Here is a 19,884-nt window from a genome sequence, read left to right on the forward strand (position 1 = left end):
AGCACTTCAAATATTAAATATAGTGAACTAGACAAGCAGTGCAAACCACCACCCAAGCACACCTAACAAGCGCCTAGTAAGATGGGAAAAGGCAGCTAATCATGCGTATCAACATTAAAAATTAACCGTGTCGCTTGCGGCATTACACTTCACCTTCATTTCCTAGTGCTGAACACGGTAAGCTTGGCGGCAACACTGATGCTAATGGCTAAAAATCAACGATGACTTCCCATTGGATACTTGGCCCCGGGGCCATTGGTCGCCTATTGGCGCATTCGCTTTCCCCCTTAACTGACACCACTTTAATTGGCCGACGTGGGCTACCTGAACAACAGCGCCTAACCTCCCCTGAAGGTGAAGAGCAAACTAAGCGGCTGGCGAGCGTTACGGTTGCGGAGCTGACCTCTCATCCACTGCCCGCGCCTGGGTTTGTACATATCACCACCAAAGCCATGGCCGCCGAGGCGGCACTTGCAAGCATTGCCGATAGAGTTACGCCCACGACCCCACTCGTGCTGTGGCAGAACGGTTTTTTGGCACAGCCACGTATTACACAAACGTGGCCGGGGCCGGTGCTGTGCGCGACCACGACTCAAGGTGCTTATCTCACCGGGGATGATGGTGTAGTTCACGCGGGGCGCGGGCCTACGTTTATCGGTGATTTAGACAATCAGCACGCGAGATTGGCGGAGGCGTTAGCGGCACTATTGAGTGAGACAGGTTTTGCCGCAACGGCGGTCGGTGATATACGCCAGCGTTTGTGGCAAAAGCTGACGGTGAATGCGGCGATCAACCCATTGGTGGCGCTTAATGGCGTGCGCAATGGTGAGCTGCGCGGTAACGCTTATGCAGGCCGCGTGGAAGCGGTGGTTAAGGAAGTCGCGGCGATTATAAACCAGGAAAACATTGCACCACCGAATGGTGGTGAGGGTGAAAACGCGTGGTTGGCGCTGGTGTGGCAGGTGGTAGAGAACACCGCTAACAATAAGGCCTCGATGTTGCAGGACGTTGAGGCCAAGCGTCCCACCGAGCGCGGGGCGATTTTAGGACCGTTGATTGATAGCGCCGAGCGCCATGGCTTGCCATGTGGGGTGCTGAAGGAACTTAATAGCGAATTGGCTAAATTGGAGGCGAAGTTTTAGGGAACATTTGGTGGCTGAGTCATCGCGCGCTAAAGCGACCTCCTTCAATATAAATTGTCCTTATTTACTGTGCTGCCAGGGCTGTGCTGTTCCACTTAAAACCGCTGCGCCGGGCTGCCATTGCGGGTGCGCTTCGCTTACCACGCACTACAAAACCCGTATTCTCCATCGCATAAATGCACGATAAAGCCCGTGTATTTAGCCGTTTAGCAAATTGCGAGTGCGCTTCGCTTACCACGCACTACAAAACCCGTATGCTCCATCGTATAAATGCACGATAAAGCCCATGTATTTAACCACTTAACAAATTGTAGTGCGCTAAAGCGCTCTCCCGTCATCAGGGAGAGCGCTTTCTAGATCAGGTTACAGGGATCATCACTACGTTCTGAAAGGCTGGGCGCTCTGCAAGCTGTTGGTACCAGCGCTCCAGACTGGGACGCCGCTGCCAGGTTAATCCAATGTTCCAAAGGTTATAGATAAACGGCGCTAGGGCAATGTCGCCGAGGCCAAACTCATCGCCGGAAAACCAGGGTTGGCTTTGGTTTGCCAACGCATTATCTAATAGCTCAAATGATCTTTCGCAGGCTAGCATTCCGGCATCAATAGCATCGTTATCACGCTCTTCCGGCAGTGTTCTTACGAACCCCTGCAAAATAACGCGGTGCCTGGGCGAAAGCGTATTGTTCGCCCAATCCATCCATTTCTCTGCCTGGGCGCGCTTGGCGGGGTTATCTACCCATAAGCTACCTTGGCCATACTGCGCGGCCAAGTAACGGATAATGGTGTTAGATTCCCATAACACGCTATCGGTCGCGTCGTCTTTAAGTAGCGGCACTAGCCCATTGGGGTTCATGGCCAAGTACGCTGAGGTATTGTTGACCCCGTGCTGCATTCCTGCCGGAATTTGTTCAAACGCCAAGCCGAGCTCTTCGAGCACCCAGCGCACTTTTTTGACGTTCGTGGAGTTATTGCGGCCCCAAAGCGTAATCATGGCAGTCCTTTTTCTGGGCATACATCTGAGAATAGTGAAGAAAATGAGTGTGCCCGCCTTTGAAGCAAGTGGCAAGGGGCGGCTATGCCGCCCGCTCACGGGTGCCTAGCGTTGCTCGTTCCGCGCAAAACTCGCCACCACGCGCCCCCCCTTGCTCCTCACCATTTTCCATTCACGCCTTACTCTCACTCCTTATCTTGATAAAACTGCAGCAGGCTGGAGAAATCGAGTTTGCCGTTGCCGCCGGCTTTATGCAGGGTGAATAACGAACGTGCGGCAGACCCCATGGGCACCGGTGAGGCGCTTTGCTGGCTAACATCCATGGCGAGGCCCAGATCTTTAATCATCAGGTCTACCTGGAAGCCGCCTTGATAGCCCTTCGAGGCGGGGGCATTTTCCATCACACCGGGGTACGGGTTGTAAACGTTTAGCGCCCAATTTCCCCCAGAGCTTTGTTTCATGATTTCGGAAAGCACCGCTGGGTCCAGGCCATTTTTCACGCCCATGTTGATCGCTTCGCAGGTGCCCGCCATCAGGATGGAAAGCAGCATGTTGTTGCACACTTTGGCCACTTGGCCTGCACCGTGATCGCCAGCGTGGAAGATATTCTTACCCATCACTTCTAGCACGGGCTTGGCCTGCTCAAACTGTGCCGCGCTACCGCCCACAATAAAACTCAACGTGCCGGCCTGCGCGCCACCTACCCCGCCAGATACCGGCGCGTCGACAAAACCAACGCCTTTTTCAGCGCCAGCGGCCGCTACGCTGCGGGCGGTATCCGCATCAATCGTCGAGCAGTCAATCACTAGAGCGCTCTTTTTGATGACATCAAACAGCGGCTCGTCGCCATCCACATACAGCCCACGTACATGCTTGCCTGCGGGGAGCATGGAAATAATAAAGTCTGCATCGGTGGCCGCTGCTTTTGCAGAGACTGCTACTTCACAGCCTTGGGATTTAGCCGTATCCAAGGCTTGTTCAGAAAGGTCGAACGCGCGAACGTTAAAGCCCGCTTTCGCCAAGTTGGCCGCCATGGGGCCGCCCATATTGCCTAAACCGATAAACGCGACAGTGGTCATCTTTATTGTCCTTATTCGAAAATTGACGGTGAATTGGGTTGGGGAAATGGTTTTAAGAAATAGCTTAGTGAAGATCCGACAGAGGGCTCGTTTGCCACGGCGAAGCTAGCAACTCATCAATAAAGGTGTGTTCGACAGACGCGACATCTGGGTATTTCCAGGCAGGATTACCGTCTTTATCGACCAACAGCGCACGTACGCCTTCGGGGAATTCCTGGTGACGGCAACACTGCACTGAAAGCGCCAGCTCAAACTGAAACACCTCAGCCAACGACATGTGCTTGGCACGCTTTAGCTGCTCATCAATCAGCTTCACTGATACGGGGCTGCCGTGGGAAAGCGTTTTCTGCGCTTTGCTGAACCATTTGTCATCACTACGAACCGCCAGCACGGCATCCACGGTTTGCTCAACCGTATCGTGATCCATTAGCTCACGAATCAATGCGGCGGATTTTTGAACCGGCGACTCCAGCTCGGCAAATACCTCTTGAGAGGCTTGTTCAAATTCGCGCAGCACACGGTTAACCACACCATGGGCATCAGTTTGCTTTCCTTCACCCCAGGTGGCGTCCATCAGTTTTTGAGCCAGGTCTGCGCGGTAATGGCTAGCAATCGCGCGATCAGCAAGGCCGAGATGAACGGCATCCGGGGCGTTAATTTGGCTGCCAGTCATGGCTAAAAAGCGTCCGGTGCCATTCGGCAGACGGTTTAAAAACCAGCTAGCGCCAACGTCCGGGTAAAGACCAATCGTCACTTCTGGCATCGCCAGCCGAGAGGTTTCTGTCACAATTCGGTGGCTGCTACCGCTGAGCAGCCCCATTCCGCCACCCATTACAATACCGCTGCCCCAGCAAATAACCGGTTTGGGATAGGTGTGAAGCAGATAGTCCAGGCGGTACTCGTGTTCAAAGAAGCGCTCAGGAAAGTCTGGTTCGCCGTCACCTTTAATCGCTTTATACAGATTGACGACATCGCCCCCTGCGCAAAACGCTTTTTCACCGGCGCTGTCCAGCAGAACCGCGACAACTCGCTCGTCGGTTTGCCACGCTTTCAAGCGCGGCAGGATCTCTTCAATCATTTCTAACGTCAGGGCATTCAGCGAACGCTCGGCGTTAAGGGTGATCTCGCCGATAATATGGCCATCTTGGGTGGCGTGTTCAGCAAACAGTACGCTACTCATTCCATTGTCCTTGTGGTGGTTGGCTACAGCTCAGAGGCACCATCAGAGAGCACGCGGCGGGAAATAATCAGCCGCATGATTTCGTTGGTTCCTTCCAAAATACGGTGTACACGGGAGTCACGTACATAGCGCTCCATTGGATACTCTTTAATGTAGCCGTTGCCACCATAGAGCTGCAGCGCTTCATCACACACCTTGAAGCCGACGTCAGTCGCAAAGCGCTTAGCCATCGCACAGTAGGTAGTCGCATCGGGGTGGCCAGCATCCAGCTTTGTGGCTGCCATACGCACTAACTGGCGAGCCGCGACAAGCTCGGTAACCATATCCGCCATACGGAACTGAAGCGCTTGGAAGTCTGCCAAACGCTTACCAAACTGCTTACGCTCCAGCATGTATTCACGGGCTTTGTTGATCGCCTGCTGGGCGGTGCCGATTGAACAGGTAGCGATGTTGATACGCCCCCCATCCAGGCCCTTCATGGCAATTTTAAAGCCATCGCCTTCGTTGCCTAACAGGTGGTTGGCGGGAACACGCACATCTTCAAAGGTAATCATGCGGGTTGGCTGACTGTTCCAACCCATTTTGTCTTCTTTGCGACCGTAACTAATGCCGCTTGCTTTGGCATCAACCGCAAAGGCAGAAACGCCGCTGGGACCTTCACCGCCGGTACGCGCCATCACCACCAAAAAGTCGGTGCTGCCAGCGCCAGAGATAAACATCTTGCTACCGTTGAGCACGTAGTCATCGCCATCACGCTTGGCGGTGGTTTTAAGCGAGGCTGCATCAGAGCCTGCATTGGGTTCAGTTAAGCAGTAAGAACCCAGTAACTCGCCGGTGGCGAGCTTTTCACCCCACTGTTCCACTGCTTCGGAGGTGCCGAAGTCAGCCAGCATCCAGGTCACCATGTTATGAATGGTGAGATAGGCGGTGGTTGAGGTACAGCCCATGGAAAGCTGTTCAAAAATAATGCTGGCATCCAGACGGGAAAGACCCAGCCCGCCAACGCGTTCTGGCGCGTAAAGTGAACAAAAACCTAACTCCCCCGCTTTGCGGATAACATCGACAGGAAAGAAGGCTTCAGCATCCCACTGCGCAGCGTTAGGTTCTAATTCATTCTGGGCGAATGCCCGGGCCATATCGGCAAAGGCGACCTGGTCTTCACTTAACTCAAAATTCATGGCGAATCTCCGCAGCATGCGTCGCTGAACAGCCTGTGAGCAGGTTGGGCAGCTTGGCGTTTGCTATTATCTTTATTAGCCGTTGGCGTTATTGGCAATTGTCTTTGCTAGCTATCGTCTTTACTGGCAATTATCTTGACAGGCAACGTTGACGTTTACGTTAACTTATATTCTTAACCTGACAGGTGCAACCGGCTTACCTCACTACCTTTGGCGTAGAAGCGTGATTTGGGCAGAAAAAAGGGTGCCCTAGGGCACCCAATCATCGGACAGAACCGGTTATTTGAAATTTTTGCGATACATTTTGGTGAGCTCGCCCACGATGCCGCTACGGAAGCTAAGTACACACACCACAAAGATAATCCCCAGAATGACGCTTACCCAGTTACCCAGCGGCGACTGTGCCAAAATGTGCTGCAGGCTAACCACAATGCCCGCGCCCATAAGAGGACCAAGCAGTGTGCCTACACCACCCAGCAGCGTCATTAGGATAACTTCACCCGACATGTGCCAATGCGCATCGGTCAACGACGCCAACTGAAACACAACTGTTTTGGTAGAGCCCGCCAACCCGGCCAGCGCCGCAGAGAGTACAAACGCCAGTAGCTTGTAAGCATCAACGTTGTAGCCCAGCGAAATAGCGCGCGGCTCATTTTCACGAATCGCTTTAAGCACCTGGCCAAAGGGAGAATGCACGGTGCGTTGGATTAGCGCAAAGCCAAATACGAAGATGGCAAAAACGAAGTAATACATCGCCAGGTTGCTGCTCAAACTGATTACGCCAAACAAGTCACCGCGTGGCACGCCATGCAAGCCATCCTCGCCACCGGTGAACGATGACTGAACAAAGACGAAAAACATCAGCTGCGCCAGCGCCAACGTCACCATGGCAAAGTAAATGCCCTGACGCCGGATCGAAAGTACCCCGAACAACAGCCCTAACAGGGTTGCCATTAAGGTGCCCGCAATAATTCCCACCTCCGGCGTTAACCCTGGATAGCTTGCCAACAAGTAGCCAGTCACATAACCACCGGTGGCTAAAAATGCCGCGTGCCCAAACGAGAGCAATCCCGCATAGCCCAGTAGCAAATTAAACGCGCAGGCAAAAAGCGCGAAGCATAGAATTTTCATTAGAAAAACGGGGTAAGCCAAAAAAGGAGCGACTACCCCGATGGCCAAGAGCGCTATATAAAACATGTTACGGCGCATTTTGGCCCGCTTCTGCCGCTCTTTTACGGCTGATGGCGCATTGAGTGCTTGAGAGTCTGCCATGGTTATGCCTCCTTACCGAACAGCCCAGCGGGGCGTAACATGAGCACTAATATCATCACCAAGAAGATCACGGTATTGGAGGCTTCGGGGTAGTACACTTTAGTTAAGCCTTCGATGATCCCCATTCCCAGGCCAGTAAGAATCGCACCTAGAATAGATCCCATACCCCCAATAACGACCACCGCGAACACCACAATCAGCAGGCTTGACCCCATGGTCGGTGACACAGGATATAACGGCGCTGCCAACACCCCCGCAAAAGCGGCTAGCGCTACGCCGAAACCGTAAGTAAGCGTGATCAATAGCGGTACGTTTACTCCAAACGCTTGCATCAGCTGTGAGTTTTCCGTACCTGCACGCAGATAGGCCCCCAAGCGGGTGCGCTCAATCATAAACCAGGTAAATAGACACATGGCCAGTGCCGCTACCAATACCCAGGCCCGGTAGGTAGGCAGGAACATGAAGCCTAAATTCAGGCCGCCTTGCAGTGCTTCCGGAGTCGCGTACCGCGCACCCGAAACACCAAAGAAGTTAACCAGCGTGCCTTCAAAAATGAGTGCCAACCCGAAGGTAAGCAACAATCCATAAAGATGGTCTAAATGGGCAATGCGACGCAGCAAAAAGCGCTCTATTAGCATGCCGAAACTACCCACCACCAGTGGCACCAAAAACAGCGCCAGCCAATAGTTGATGCCTAAATAGCGAAAGCCTAGCAGTGCGGCGAAGGCTCCCAGCATGTATTGCGCCCCATGGGCAAAGTTGACGATCTTCAGTAGGCCGAAGATGACCGCCAGGCCCAAACTGAGCAGTGCGTAAAAGGCTCCATTCACAAGCCCAAGCGTAAGCTGGCCCATGAAAACGGCCAATGGCACGCCGAATATCATCGTCATTGTATGACTCTCCTCGCCGTCAAGCGGTTGGTGGCAAGTTGCCACCAACCAGTTCTAACGTCACTTGCGGTTGTTATTCGACTTAGTTTTGAACCAGCTTGCACTGGCTATCAGAGAGCGGACGGTAGGCTTCATCGGCAGGAATGGTGCTGAGGATTTCATAAAGATCCCACTCACCGGTAGACTCTTCCGGCGTTTTCACTTGGGCAAGGTACATGTCATGAATCATGCGGCCATCTTCACGAATGGAGCCGTTACGCGCAAAGAAGTCTTCAATGGGCATATCAGCCATTTGGGCACGTACAACTTCAGGGTCGTCGGTTCCCGCGGCTTCTACGGCTTTTAGGTAGTGCATGGTGCTTGAGTAGATACCCGCCTGAACCATGGTGGGCATACGGCCAACTTCTTCAAAATAGCGCTCTGACCACTCACGCGACTCTTCATCCATGTTCCAATACCAACCCGTGGTTAGCAGCAGTCCTTGGGTGGATTCCAAACCTAGCGCGTGCACATCGTTGAGGAAGATCAGCAGGCCTGCTAGCTGCTGGCCACTCTGGGTCAGACCAAATTGGCTGGCAGTAGTGATCGCGTTAACAGTGTCGGCACCGGCGTTAGCCAAACCAACAATCTTCGCGCCAGACCCTTGGGCCTGGAGGATGTACGAGGAGAAGTCACTTGTCGGGAACGGGTGGCGTACGCCGCCGACAATCTCGCCGCCATTGGCTTCAACCACGTTGGTTACATCAGCTTCCAGCGCATGGCCGAACGCATAATCAGCCGTTAACAAGAACCAGCTGTCGCCGCCCTGCTCGACAACTGCTTTTGCAGTACCGTTCGCCAGGGGGTAAGTATCGTAAACCCAGTGAATGTGGTTGGGCGTGCAGTGTTCATTGGTAATGCTTGATGCCGCAGAGCCCGACACAATGCCCAGACCATTGTTTTCTTCCAACACTTTGGTTACCGCAATAGACACCGAGGACGCCACTAGGCCACCCACCATGTCGACGTTACGCTGATCGATCCACTCACGCACTGTGTTAGCACCGACGTCAGCACTGTTACGATCATCAGCACTAAAAATTACAATGGGCGAGCCGTTAACACTGCCACCAAAATCAGCAATCGCCATTTCCATGGCTGTTTCGCCGCCTGGGCCAGCTAAATCACGATAAGTCCCAGACATATCTGCCAAATAACCAATGCGCACCTCATTATCGCTAATTTCGGCGTGAGCGGTTGAGACTGCCATAGTAGAAGCGGCGGCAACGGCGATGCTGGCGGTCAGCGTTTTTTTCATAAAGGTCATGTTCGTCTCCTGGCCCTTGAGGCCTTTGTTGTTGTGTTACGACGTACGAATGAAATGCTTATTAGAGCGTTTAGTGTTGTAGTGCACCTACTGCGAAGCTGATGCTGTGTTTATGATCTAGATTGGCGTTATACCCCCAGCATGGTGTTGAGATGGTCTCGACGTGACGGAAGCTGCTCAGCGCTTATCTCTTCAACAATTTGACCGTGGTCCATTACAAAATGGCGATCTGCCAGCGGCGCTGCAAAACGGAAGTTCTGTTCCACCAGAACAATGGTCATACCGCGCTCTTTCAGTTGAATAAGCACTTCGCCAAGTTTTTGCACAATAACGGGGGCTAAGCCTTCGGTAATTTCATCGAGCAGCAAAAGTCGCGCGCCGGTGCGTAGAATGCGTGCCATGGCAAGCATCTGCTGCTCACCGCCGGAAAGTCGCGTCCCCTGGCTTCTGCGGCGCTCGTAAAGGTTGGGAAACATGGCGTAGATTTCATCTAGGCTCATCCCGCCAGAGCGAACCGTGGGCGGAAGTAATAAATTTTCGTGCACATCCAGACTGGCAAAAATACCGCGTTCTTCGGGGCAGTAGCCGACACCAAGCCTTGGAATATGGTGTGCCTTCATATTCAGCGTTTCGTTGCCATTAATCACAATCGAGCCGGTGCGACGCCCAACCATATTCATAATGGATTTTAGAGTAGTGCTGCGTCCCGCGCCGTTGCGGCCCAGCAGGGTAACCAACTCCCCACGCTTAACATCGAAGTTCACGCCATGAAGTATGTGCGATTCACCATAGAAAGCGTGCAAGTCTTGCACTCTCAGCATTTCTAGCGTTTGGGAATCAGCTAGTTCATTGGTTTCATAGGCCTCAGCGGTATTCATACGGCAGCCTCCTCTTCAGCAGCTTCACTGCCCATATATGCCTCGCGCACTAATGGATTGCGGGAAACCTCGTCATAATTACCTTCGGCCAACACCGCGCCGCGGGCTAATACCGTAATACGATCACAAAGCCTGCTAACCACGCTCAAGTTGTGCTCCACCATTAAGACGGTGCGTCCTTTTGAGACACGCTTAATCAGCTCGACGATACGATCAACGTCCTCTGCCCCCATCCCCTGAGTCGGTTCATCCAACAGCATCATCTTAGGGTCAAGCGCCAGCGTGGTGGCAACTTCCAGGGCGCGCTTACGGCCGTAAGGCATTTCTACCGTTAGTGTATCGGCGTACTCACGCAGGCCAACCTCATCAAGCAGCTCTAACGCACGCTCATTAAGGTGATCTAGCGACTTTTCTGATTTCCAGAAGTGAAACGATGTGCCTAATTGACGCTGTAGCGCTACTCGGACGTTTTCCAGCGCCGTCATGTGCGCAAACACCGCTGAAATTTGAAATGAACGTACGAGACCCAGCTGTGCAATCTCATTGGATTTCTTGCTGGTAATGGGCTTACCGCGATAAAGGATTTCTCCACGTGTAGGCGGCAAAAACTTGGTTAGCAAGTTAAAAACGGTGGTCTTTCCAGCACCGTTGGGGCCAATCAGGGCGTGAATGTGCCCTTCTTGAACCTGAAGATTAACGTCATCCACGGCGGTAAAACCGCGGAATTCTTTGGTCAGCCCTCGTGTCTCGAGCACTGGCCCATTAAGAACATCGTCTTCACGCATGGAGTGGTAAGCCTCTTTTTGTTCTTGTGTTCGGGTGTTCTTGTATCCGGGTGTTGGGTGCTGACGTTTCACCAACCGCTTCATCAAGTAAAAATCGTTAGCCGGCAACACACCCTTACCTGAACGTAAGGTGTAGGTGCAAACTAGCAATCACTTGAGGGGTATTACAATTACAACTTTGGTCTACGCTTCTTTAACGTTTCTTCACACAAACAATCAAAAAATCTATTTTTCAACAGCTTACAAAGAAACCAAGGAAATTACACAAGCGCAACTACTGCTTTACGTTAACGTAAACTTGTTTTAGCCTCATGGTCAGTGTTCCATAGGGACATTCCCCTATCGACGAGAACAATGATCATGAGCAAAACCTACACGATCAGTGAATTGGCCAGCGAGTTCGACGTTACCACTCGGAGTATTCGGTTCTATGAAGATCAGGAGCTACTCCATCCTGCTCGCCGTGGCCAAACACGCATCTACAGCAGCAAAGATCGCGTGCGACTAAAATTAACGCTACGCGGTAAACGGCTCGGATTTTCCTTAGCAGAAATTCGCGAACTTTTTGAGCTATGGGATGAAACCCGTAGCGGCAGCGAAAAGCAGTTGCATCTAATGCTAAGCAAAATCAGCGAGCGTAAAGCCGCTCTAGAACAGCAAATGAAAGATATCACGATGGTGCAGCTGGAACTTGAAAGCGCTGAAATTCGCTGCCGCCAAGCCCTTGAAGAACTCAATGAAAAACCTGCTTTAACGACGAAAAGCCCCCATTAACAATGACAAGGTGATTGACCATGTTTTCACACTATTCAGAACTCAATTTCGGCCTCGACGATGAACTGAACATGCTGCGCGAGCAGGTCAATGCCTTTGCCGCTAGCGAAATTGCCCCACGCGCCGCTGAAATCGACCGCAATAACGAATTCCCTAATGATCTATGGAAGAAATTTGGCGATATGGGTCTGCTGGGGATTACCGTATCTGAAGAGGATGGCGGGAGTGGTATGGGCTATCTTGCCCACTGTATTGCAATGGAAGAAATTTCCCGGGCCAGTGCCTCTGTCGCCCTCTCCTATGGCGCGCACTCGAACCTGTGTGTCAATCAGCTAAAAATCAACGCCAGCGCTGCGCAAAAAGAGAAGTACCTGCCCAAGCTGATCAGCGGCGACCACGTAGGCGCACTGGCAATGTCTGAACCAGGTGCCGGGTCTGACGTCGTGTCAATGCAGCTGCGAGCCAAGTTAGAGGGTGATCATTACATCCTTAACGGCAACAAAATGTGGATCACCAACGGCCCTGACGCCGACGTATTAGTGGTGTACGCCAAGACCGACCCGGAAGCAGGCTCTAAAGGTATTACAGCGTTCATTATTGAAAAAGGCATGCCTGGCTTCACTACTGCACAGAAGCTCGACAAGTTGGGTATGCGCGGCTCTAACACCTGCGAACTGGTTTTCCAAGACTGCAAGGTACCGGTTGAAAACGTACTGGGCGAAGTCGGTAGAGGGGTCCGCGTGCTCATGAGCGGTTTGGATTATGAGCGTACCGTACTGGCTGCTGGCCCTATCGGCATTATGCAGGCCGCTATGGATGTGGTGATGCCCTATATCCACGAGCGCAAGCAGTTCAACCAGTCAATTGGCGAGTTTCAGTTGGTGCAAGGCAAAGTGGCGGATATGTACACCACGCTGAACGCTTGTCGCGCTTACTTATACGCCGTTGCAGGAGCCTGCGACCGCGGCCAGACCTCGCGTAAAGACGCGGCGGGCGTGATTCTTTACTGCGCAGAGAAAGCCACCCAAGTTGCCCTAGACGCCATTCAGCTGCTCGGCGGCAACGGTTATATCAACGAGTACCCCACCGGTCGCCTTCTGCGCGATGCCAAACTGTATGAAATTGGCGCGGGCACCAGCGAAATTCGCCGGATGCTGATTGGCCGCGAACTCTTCACCGAAACAAAGTAAGGGACGCGCCATGAGCACACTCTCTACACAGATCAATCCCCGTAGCGATGTCTTTCAAAGCAACGCGGCATCCATGCTGGGGGAAGTTTCCAAGCTCCGAGAATTGACCGCTGCCGTCGCCCAAGGCGGCGGTTCCAAGGCCCGTGAACGCCACGAAAGCCGCGGCAAGCTATTTGTGCGCGACCGTATCGATCACTTAATTGACGAAGGCTCGCCATTTTTAGAGTTTTCCGCCCTGGCCGCCCATCACGTTTACGATAGCGACGTACCTGCGGCAGGCGTGGTAACGGGCATTGGTCGGGTATCTGGCGTTGAGTGCGTGATTGTGGCCAACGATGCCACGGTAAAAGGCGGCACATATTTCCCGCTAACGGTGAAAAAACACCTGCGCGCCCAAGAAATCGCCCGCAAGCACCGTTTACCGTGCATCTATTTAGTTGATTCCGGCGGCGCTTTCCTGCCTCGCCAGGATGAAGTGTTCCCCGACCGCGATCACTTCGGGCGCATTTTCTATAACCAAGCCACGATGTCGGCAGAGGGTATCCCACAAATAGCGGTGGTCATGGGCTCCTGCACGGCTGGCGGCGCTTACGTGCCCGCCATGGCGGATGAATCAATCATCGTTAAAGAACAGGGCACGATTTTCCTGGGTGGCCCGCCGCTAGTAAAGGCAGCAACGGGCGAAAACATTAGTGCAGAAGACTTGGGCGGTGCCGATGTGCACGCCAAAATCAGTGGCGTGGCCGATCACTACGCTGAAAATGACGCCCATGCCCTGCAGTTGGCGCGCGCTTGTGTGTCACGCTTGAATTGGCAAAAGCGCGGCAAATTAGCCATGCAAGCGCCCCAACCTCCTAAACTCGACCCCAGCGAACTTTACGGCATTGTTGGCACCGACCTTAAAAAGCCTTACGACGTCCGCGAAGTGATTGGTCGCATTGTCGATGGCTCTGACTTTGACGAGTTCAAGCGCTACTACGGCGACACTTTGGTAACCGGCTTTGCGCATATCCACGGCTATCCGGTGGGCATTGTGGCCAACAACGGCGTGCTGTTTTCGGAGAGCGCGGTAAAAGGGGCGCACTTTATCGAGCTTTGCGCCCAGCGCAAGATTCCGCTGGTGTTCCTGCAAAACATTACCGGCTTCATGGTCGGCTCTAAGTACGAGCATGAAGGCATCGCTAAGCACGGTGCGAAGTTAGTGACCGCCGTCGCCTGTGCCAAAGTACCCAAGTTCACCGTTTTGATTGGCGGCAGTTTTGGCGCAGGTAACTACGGAATGTGTGGTCGCGCCTATGACCCTAACCTGCTGTTCATGTGGCCCAATGCGCGCATTTCGGTAATGGGCGGCGAGCAGGCGGCAGGCGTGCTCTCTCAGGTTAAACGTGAGCAGTATGAACGCGAGGGCCGGGAGTGGACCAAAGAGGAAGAAGAGGCCTTTAAGCAACCCACGCGCGACCAGTACGAGCACCAGGGTCACCCCTATTATGCTAGCGCCCGCCTATGGGATGACGGCGTCATTGATCCACTTCAAACTCGCGATGTCTTAGGGCTTTCGCTAGCCGCTGCAATGAATGCTGACGTCGAAGAGACACGCTTCGGCGTGTTCCGGATGTAAGGGCGAACACTATGGCTTACTCAACGCTACTGATCGAAGAAGGCGTGGCGCGCCTGACGTTAAACCGCCCAGAGGTGCATAACGCCTTTGACGACAGCCTGATCGCTGAACTAAACGCCCATCTAGACGAATTGCATGCACTGGCCAACGCCGGTGACGTTCGGGTGGTAGTGCTTGGCTCTGAGGGTAAAAGTTTCTCTGCGGGCGCTGATCTCAACTGGATGAAGCGCATGGTCGATTACGGCTTGGAAGACAACCTAGCGGACTCACGCAAACTGTCGGCGCTTATGTTCGGGTTAGACACCCTGCCTTGCCCTACCGTTTGCCGAGTCCAGGGAGCGGCCTTTGGTGGCGCGGTGGGCCTAGCCGCCTGTTGCGATCTGGTCGTTGCTTCGGATAAAGCTAAATTCTGCTTGTCGGAAGTCAAAATTGGCCTATCGCCCGCGGTGATTAGCCCTTATGTTCAGCGCGCGCTTGGCGAACGCCAAATGCGCCGTTACGCACTCACTGCTGAAGTGATGGATGCGCCAACGGCGATGGCGCTCGGCTTGGTTCACCAAGTGGTGGAGCACGATGCCTTGGATAGCGCCATAGACGCTATGCTTGACACCCTTCTGGGCGGCTCTCCCCAAGCCCAACGGGCAACCAAAGCCCTGCTAGCAAGCGTGGCTCAAGCACCCAACAGTGACGCCACCCGAGAACACACCTGCCAAGTGATCTCCAAACTGCGGGTGAGCCAAGAGGGTCAAGAGGGCTTAGCGAGCTTTTTTGAAAAGCGCCGCCCTGCCTGGACGCAAACGTCAGGCCTTCAAGAACACAATACTGCTGCGGAGCCACGCTCATGACGCTTGATCTTACTAAATTCGACACGTTGCTAGTGGCCAACCGCGGTGAAATTGCCTGCCGGGTAATGCGCACTGCCCGTCGCATGGGCCTAAAAACGGTCGCCGTTTATTCAGATGCCGACGCCACGGCACGCCATGTACGTGAGGCCGATGAAGCGGTTCGCTTAGGTCCTGCCGCCGCCCGCGAGAGCTACCTCAATGTTGATGCGGTTATCGATGCCGCCAAGCGCACCGGCACCGGCGCCATTCATCCCGGCTACGGCTTCCTCTCTGAAAACGGTGGATTTGTTAAAGCTCTGGAGCAAGCGGGCATCATCTTTGTTGGCCCCCCGGCATCAGCGATTGCCGCGATGGGCGATAAATCTGCCGCGAAAGCACGCATGGCCAATGCCGGTGTACCGCTGGTGCCTGGCTATCATGGTGACGATCAAGATGATGCGCTGCTGCGCAGCGAAGCCGATAAAATCGGTTATCCGGTGATGTTGAAAGCCAGCGCCGGTGGCGGTGGTAAAGGCATGCGCGTGGTTGAAAGCGGCGAAGGATTTAAAGCAGCGCTTGATGGCTGTCGGCGCGAATCCAGCGCCGCTTTCGGCGACGACCGCATGCTGATTGAGAAATACCTGGTGCAGCCTCGTCATGTCGAAGTACAGGTATTCTGCGACCGCTACGGCAACGGCGTCTACCTATTCGAGCGGGATTGCAGCGTTCAGCGCCGCCATCAAAAGGTCATAGAAGAAGCGCCAGCCCCAGGCATGACGCCTGAACTGCGCAGTGCGATGGGCGACGCTGCCGTTCGCGCGGCCAAAGAAATTGGCTATGTCGGCGCAGGTACTGTGGAGTTCCTGCTCGACGCCGACGGCTCGTTCTACTTTATGGAAATGAACACCCGCCTGCAGGTTGAGCATCCCGTTACTGAAATGATTACCGGCCAGGATTTGGTCGAATGGCAGCTGCGCGTTGCGATGGGTGAACCACTCCCCTGCACACAAGACGAGCTAACCATCACCGGCCACAGTTTTGAAGCGCGCCTGTATGCCGAAGATCCAGAGCAAGACTTCCTTCCGGCCACCGGTTTATTGACTCGCTTCGCCTTGGATTTAGAAGGTGCCGACTTAGATAGCGATCAAGTGCGTTTAGACAGCGGCGTAGAAAGTGGCGATGTAGTTTCCATGCACTACGATCCCATGCTGGCCAAACTGATTGTTCACGGCGCTGACCGAGATGCGGCGCTGGCCACTCTCAACCGCGCGTTGGCGGCGTTGGATGTCCAGGGCGTGGTGACTAACCGCGCTTTCCTGCAGCGCTTGGCAAATCACCCCGGCTTTAAAAACGTCGAGCTCGACACGCGTTTTATCGAACGTAATGAAGCCACCCTGTTTGCGCCGCGCAGCTACTCTACCGAGGCTTACGCCAGCGCCGCGCTGATCGGTTTAAGCCAACTGGCCAAAGAGTGCGAGAGCGACTCTCCGTGGGATCGCCACGACGGTTTCCGCTTGAATGCTCCCCATACCATTCGTATTGCGCTGTGTGACCCGGCAAGCGCCCAAGCAGCCGACAGCGATGCAGCAGTGGTGATTGTTGAAGGTAAACGCGAGAGCGGCGAATCGCTGTGGAATTTGACCATCGGCGATCAAACGTTGACCGCTAGCCTACAATCACTGACAGGTGATGCGGTAGCCGTCACGCTAAACGGCCACCGCCGCCGTCTACAGGCACGCCGCGATGGTCATATCGTAGTGATGGCTGAACCCAGTGGCGAAACACGCCTCTTCTGGCGGCGCATCGATGCCATTGACCACGGCCACCATGAAGCGGAATCTACCCTCACCGCCCCCATGAATGGCACCGTTGTCGCGCTGCTGGTAGAGCCTGGCGCGGCGGTAGAGAAAGGCATGCCGTTGATGGTCATGGAAGCGATGAAGATGGAGCACACCATGACCGCGCCTGCCGACGGTAGCGTAGAGACGTTCCACTTCCAGTCGGGCGATACCGTGAGTCAAGGTGACGTGCTACTCGACTTTGCCCCCAGCGAATAGGAGCTAACCGATGGCACTGCCGACATCTATTAAACTGTTTGAAATGGCCCCACGCGATGGCCTGCAAAACGAACCGGGCACCCTGGTGCCCACCGCCACCAAAATCGAACTGATCGAACGGCTGGCAAACGCTGGCCTCACCCATATTGAGGCCGCCAGCTTTGTCTCGCCAAAATGGGTGCCCCAAATGGGCGACGCCAGCGAGGTAATGCACGGCATTGCCCGCAAGCCCGGCGTGGTTTATTCAGCATTAACGCCTAACCTGAAAGGCCTAGAAGGCGCACTCGCAGCCGGCGTTGAGGAAGTCGCGGTATTCGGTGCAGCCTCTGAAGCGTTTTCTCAGAAAAACATCAACTGCTCGATTGCTGAGTCGCTGACGCGCTTTGAGCCAGTGCTGGCGCGCGCCAATGAAGCAGGAGTACGGGTACGCGGCTATGTGTCTTGTGTGCTGGGCTGCCCCTATGAAGGGGCTATTTCTCCGCAAAAAGTTGCCGAAGTCGCCAGCGCACTTTATGAAATGGGCTGCTATGAAATTTCTCTGGGTGACACCATCGGAGTGGGCACGCCGCTAGCCGCTAAGCGGATGATTGAGGCTGCCCGCCAGCACGTGCCCATCGAGCATTTAGCGGCCCATTTTCATGACACCTATGGCATGGCGCTAGCTAATTTATATGCCGTAATGGAAGAAGGCGTGAGCGTGATTGACGCCGCGACTGCCGGACTTGGCGGCTGCCCCTATGCCAAAGGTGCATCCGGCAATGTAGCCACAGAAGACGTACTTTACCTGTTGGAGGGGCTGGGCATTAACACCGGCATAGACCTCCAGGCAGTGATTGATACGGGCATCTGGATCACTCAGCAGTTGGGCCGCAAGCCCAGCTCTAAAGTCGCGTTGGCCAAAAGCACGGTTAGTTAATAATAACTATAGAAGCCAACCGCTTTCTTCCCGTTGAGACAAAAAAAATAGTTCGGAGAGACATCCATGGCATCACCTGCACACACCCTACCTAGCTACACCAGCAGCACCGCAGACAAGCCGCTGCTGGGCATGACCATTGGCGATAAATTTGATCAAATCGCCGCACAGTATCCCGATAACGACGCGCTGATCGCCCTTCATCAGAACATTCACTGGAGCTACCGCCAGCTTCAGGAAGAAGTTAACCGCTGCGCCCGTGCGTTGCTGGCCATTGGGGTAAAAAAAGGCGACCGGGTTGCCATCTGGGCACCCAACTGCTGCGAATGGACCCTAACCCAGTTTGCCACCGCCAAGATCGGTGCGATTTTAGTCAACATTAATCCCTCTTATCGCACCCATGAGCTGGACTACGCGCTGAATCAATCCGGTGCGCGCTTTTTAGTCACTGCCGATCAATTCAAAAGCTCTGATTACACCGCCATGCTGTTTGAGCTCGCGCCTGAACTCAATAGCAGCACAGAAGGCCAGCTAAAATCGCACAAGCTACCTGATCTTGAGTGCATCATTAATCTGGGCTCTGACAAACAGAGTGGCATGTGGCGCTGGGCAGACTTCATTAACGAAGCCAGCAAGATCAGCCAGACGGATGTTGATGACTTGCAGGCGACGCTACAGTTTGATGATCCGATCAATATTCAGTACACCTCGGGCACAACAGGCTTTCCGAAAGGCGCGACGCTCTCTCACCATAACATCCTCAACAATGGCTTCTTTGTTGCCGAAAGCATGGGCTTTACCAGCGAAGACCGCTTGGTCATCCCCGTACCGCTCTACCACTGCTTCGGCATGGTGATGGGTAATCTGGGTTGCATGACCCATGGCGCGGCGATGATTTATCCGGATGAAGGGTTCGAGCCCGGTAAAGTGCTAAAAGCGGTACACGAGCAAAAAGCCACCGCGCTTTACGGCGTACCCACTATGTTCATCGCTGAACTAGAGCACCCCGACTTTGCCACGACTGATTTTTCCACGCTGCGCACCGGCATTATGGCGGGTTCTATTTGTCCTGCAGAAATCATGAAGCAAGTCATCGAAAAGATGAACATGAAAGGCGTACAGATCGCCTACGGAATGACAGAAACCAGCCCGGTTTCCACCCAAACCGGCGCTAACGACACCATTGATAAGCGCGTTTCTACCGTTGGCCGTACCCAACCCCACCTAGAAAGCAAGATCGTCGATCCTGGCAACGGCGGCATTCTGCCCCGTGGTGAAATCGGTGAGCTATGCACCCGTGGCTACAGTGTGATGCTCAAGTACTGGAACAATGACAAAGCCACGGCTGAAGCCATTGACGAAGCCGGTTGGATGCACACAGGCGACCTTGCCACGATGGACGAGGAAGGCTACATCCAGATCGTTGGCCGGATTAAAGATATGGTGATTCGCGGCGGTGAGAACGTATACCCGAAAGAGATTGAGGAGTTTTTATACGCCCACCCTGCGATTTCAGAAGTACAGGTCACCGGTGTTCCGGATAAGAAGTATGGCGAAGAGCTAATTGCTTGGGTGAAAGTCAACAGCAGCGCTGGAGAAATCACTGGAGAAGACCTTCGCGAGTACTGCAAAGGCAAAATCACTCACTTTAAGATTCCCCGCTACTTTAAATTTGTTGATGAGTTCCCGATGACAGTAACCGGTAAAATTCAGAAATTTAAAATGCGCGAAATTTCTATCCAAGAGCTTGGGCTTGAGGATCAAAAATAACCCTTTAATCAACGCCGGCCCATGGTCGGCGTTA

17 protein-coding genes are annotated in these 19,884 nt (G+C 53.8%); 8 read left to right on the top strand and 9 right to left on the bottom strand.

Features of this window, described 5'->3' with window-relative positions; genetic code table 11:
• The first annotated feature begins 221 nt into the window (after positions 1–221).
• On the top strand, positions 222–1,142 hold the full coding sequence (locus IR195_RS11955; protein ID WP_206047658.1) for a ketopantoate reductase family protein: 921 nt from the start codon (positions 222–224) through the stop codon (positions 1,140–1,142).
• A gap of 358 nt (positions 1,143–1,500) precedes the next feature.
• Here the strand turns inward: IR195_RS11955 and IR195_RS11960 are convergent, their stop codons facing one another.
• The 9 genes from IR195_RS11960 to IR195_RS12000 form a co-directional block, all read right to left on the bottom strand.
• Positions 1,501–2,133, bottom strand: coding sequence for a glutathione S-transferase family protein (locus IR195_RS11960; RefSeq protein WP_206047659.1), 633 nt, complete (start codon positions 2,131–2,133; stop codon positions 1,501–1,503).
• A gap of 185 nt (positions 2,134–2,318) precedes the next feature.
• Positions 2,319–3,212 (bottom strand): 3-hydroxyisobutyrate dehydrogenase, encoded by an 894-nt coding sequence (mmsB, locus tag IR195_RS11965; RefSeq protein WP_120386813.1) that lies wholly within the window; start codon positions 3,210–3,212, stop codon positions 2,319–2,321.
• 64 nt (positions 3,213–3,276) lie between these two features.
• Positions 3,277–4,392: an enoyl-CoA hydratase/isomerase family protein gene (locus IR195_RS11970; protein ID WP_206047660.1), complete on the bottom strand. Its 1,116-nt coding sequence runs from the start codon at positions 4,390–4,392 to the stop codon at positions 3,277–3,279.
• Between the two features lie 23 nt (positions 4,393–4,415).
• Positions 4,416–5,570 (bottom strand): acyl-CoA dehydrogenase family protein, encoded by a 1,155-nt coding sequence (locus IR195_RS11975; protein WP_089037880.1) that lies wholly within the window; start codon positions 5,568–5,570, stop codon positions 4,416–4,418.
• A 279-nt stretch (positions 5,571–5,849) separates the two neighbouring features.
• The gene (locus IR195_RS11980; RefSeq protein WP_125748808.1) at positions 5,850–6,842 is read right to left on the bottom strand and encodes a branched-chain amino acid ABC transporter permease; all 993 of its coding nucleotides are present in this window, start codon (positions 6,840–6,842) and stop codon (positions 5,850–5,852) included.
• A 2-nt stretch (positions 6,843–6,844) separates the two neighbouring features.
• On the bottom strand, positions 6,845–7,732 hold the full coding sequence (locus IR195_RS11985; protein ID WP_125748811.1) for a branched-chain amino acid ABC transporter permease: 888 nt from the start codon (positions 7,730–7,732) through the stop codon (positions 6,845–6,847).
• A gap of 82 nt (positions 7,733–7,814) precedes the next feature.
• Positions 7,815–9,038, bottom strand: a complete 1,224-nt coding sequence (locus tag IR195_RS11990) for an ABC transporter substrate-binding protein (RefSeq protein ID WP_206047661.1) — start codon at positions 9,036–9,038, stop codon at positions 7,815–7,817.
• Positions 9,039–9,166: 128 nt separating this feature from the next.
• Positions 9,167–9,916 (bottom strand): ABC transporter ATP-binding protein, encoded by a 750-nt coding sequence (locus IR195_RS11995; protein ID WP_125748817.1) that lies wholly within the window; start codon positions 9,914–9,916, stop codon positions 9,167–9,169.
• Positions 9,913–10,701 carry an ABC transporter ATP-binding protein gene (locus tag IR195_RS12000; RefSeq protein ID WP_146944876.1) on the bottom strand — a complete coding sequence of 263 codons (789 nt, stop codon included), beginning with the start codon at positions 10,699–10,701 and terminating at the stop codon, positions 9,913–9,915. The genes IR195_RS11995 and IR195_RS12000 overlap by 4 nt, the downstream gene beginning before the upstream one ends.
• A gap of 360 nt (positions 10,702–11,061) precedes the next feature.
• On the opposite strand from IR195_RS12000, the gene IR195_RS12005 reads away from it, so the two are divergent.
• The 7 genes from IR195_RS12005 to IR195_RS12035 all read left to right on the top strand — a co-directional run bounded on the left by IR195_RS12005 (position 11,062) and on the right by IR195_RS12035 (position 19,850).
• Positions 11,062–11,475: a MerR family transcriptional regulator gene (locus IR195_RS12005; RefSeq protein WP_120387359.1), complete on the top strand. Its 414-nt coding sequence runs from the start codon at positions 11,062–11,064 to the stop codon at positions 11,473–11,475.
• 20 nt (positions 11,476–11,495) lie between these two features.
• Positions 11,496–12,665, top strand: a complete 1,170-nt coding sequence (locus IR195_RS12010) for an isovaleryl-CoA dehydrogenase (RefSeq protein WP_146944875.1) — start codon at positions 11,496–11,498, stop codon at positions 12,663–12,665.
• 10 nt (positions 12,666–12,675) lie between these two features.
• Complete coding sequence (locus IR195_RS12015; protein ID WP_206047662.1) at positions 12,676–14,283, top strand: carboxyl transferase domain-containing protein; 1,608 nt, start codon at positions 12,676–12,678, stop codon at positions 14,281–14,283.
• A gap of 11 nt (positions 14,284–14,294) precedes the next feature.
• Positions 14,295–15,128: an enoyl-CoA hydratase/isomerase family protein gene (locus tag IR195_RS12020; RefSeq protein ID WP_206047663.1), complete on the top strand. Its 834-nt coding sequence runs from the start codon at positions 14,295–14,297 to the stop codon at positions 15,126–15,128.
• The gene (locus IR195_RS12025) at positions 15,125–17,164 is read left to right on the top strand and encodes an acetyl/propionyl/methylcrotonyl-CoA carboxylase subunit alpha (protein WP_206047664.1); all 2,040 of its coding nucleotides are present in this window, start codon (positions 15,125–15,127) and stop codon (positions 17,162–17,164) included. Before IR195_RS12020 ends, IR195_RS12025 begins: the two co-directional genes overlap by 4 nt.
• A 10-nt stretch (positions 17,165–17,174) precedes the next feature.
• Positions 17,175–18,080, top strand: coding sequence for a hydroxymethylglutaryl-CoA lyase (locus tag IR195_RS12030; protein ID WP_206047665.1), 906 nt, complete (start codon positions 17,175–17,177; stop codon positions 18,078–18,080).
• A gap of 66 nt (positions 18,081–18,146) precedes the next feature.
• Positions 18,147–19,850, top strand: coding sequence for an AMP-binding protein (locus tag IR195_RS12035; protein ID WP_206047666.1), 1,704 nt, complete (start codon positions 18,147–18,149; stop codon positions 19,848–19,850).
• Positions 19,851–19,884 lie beyond the last annotated feature (34 nt).

This window comes from Vreelandella venusta, from assembly GCF_015689495.1.
Taxonomy (GTDB): Bacteria; Pseudomonadota; Gammaproteobacteria; order Pseudomonadales; family Halomonadaceae; genus Vreelandella; species Vreelandella venusta.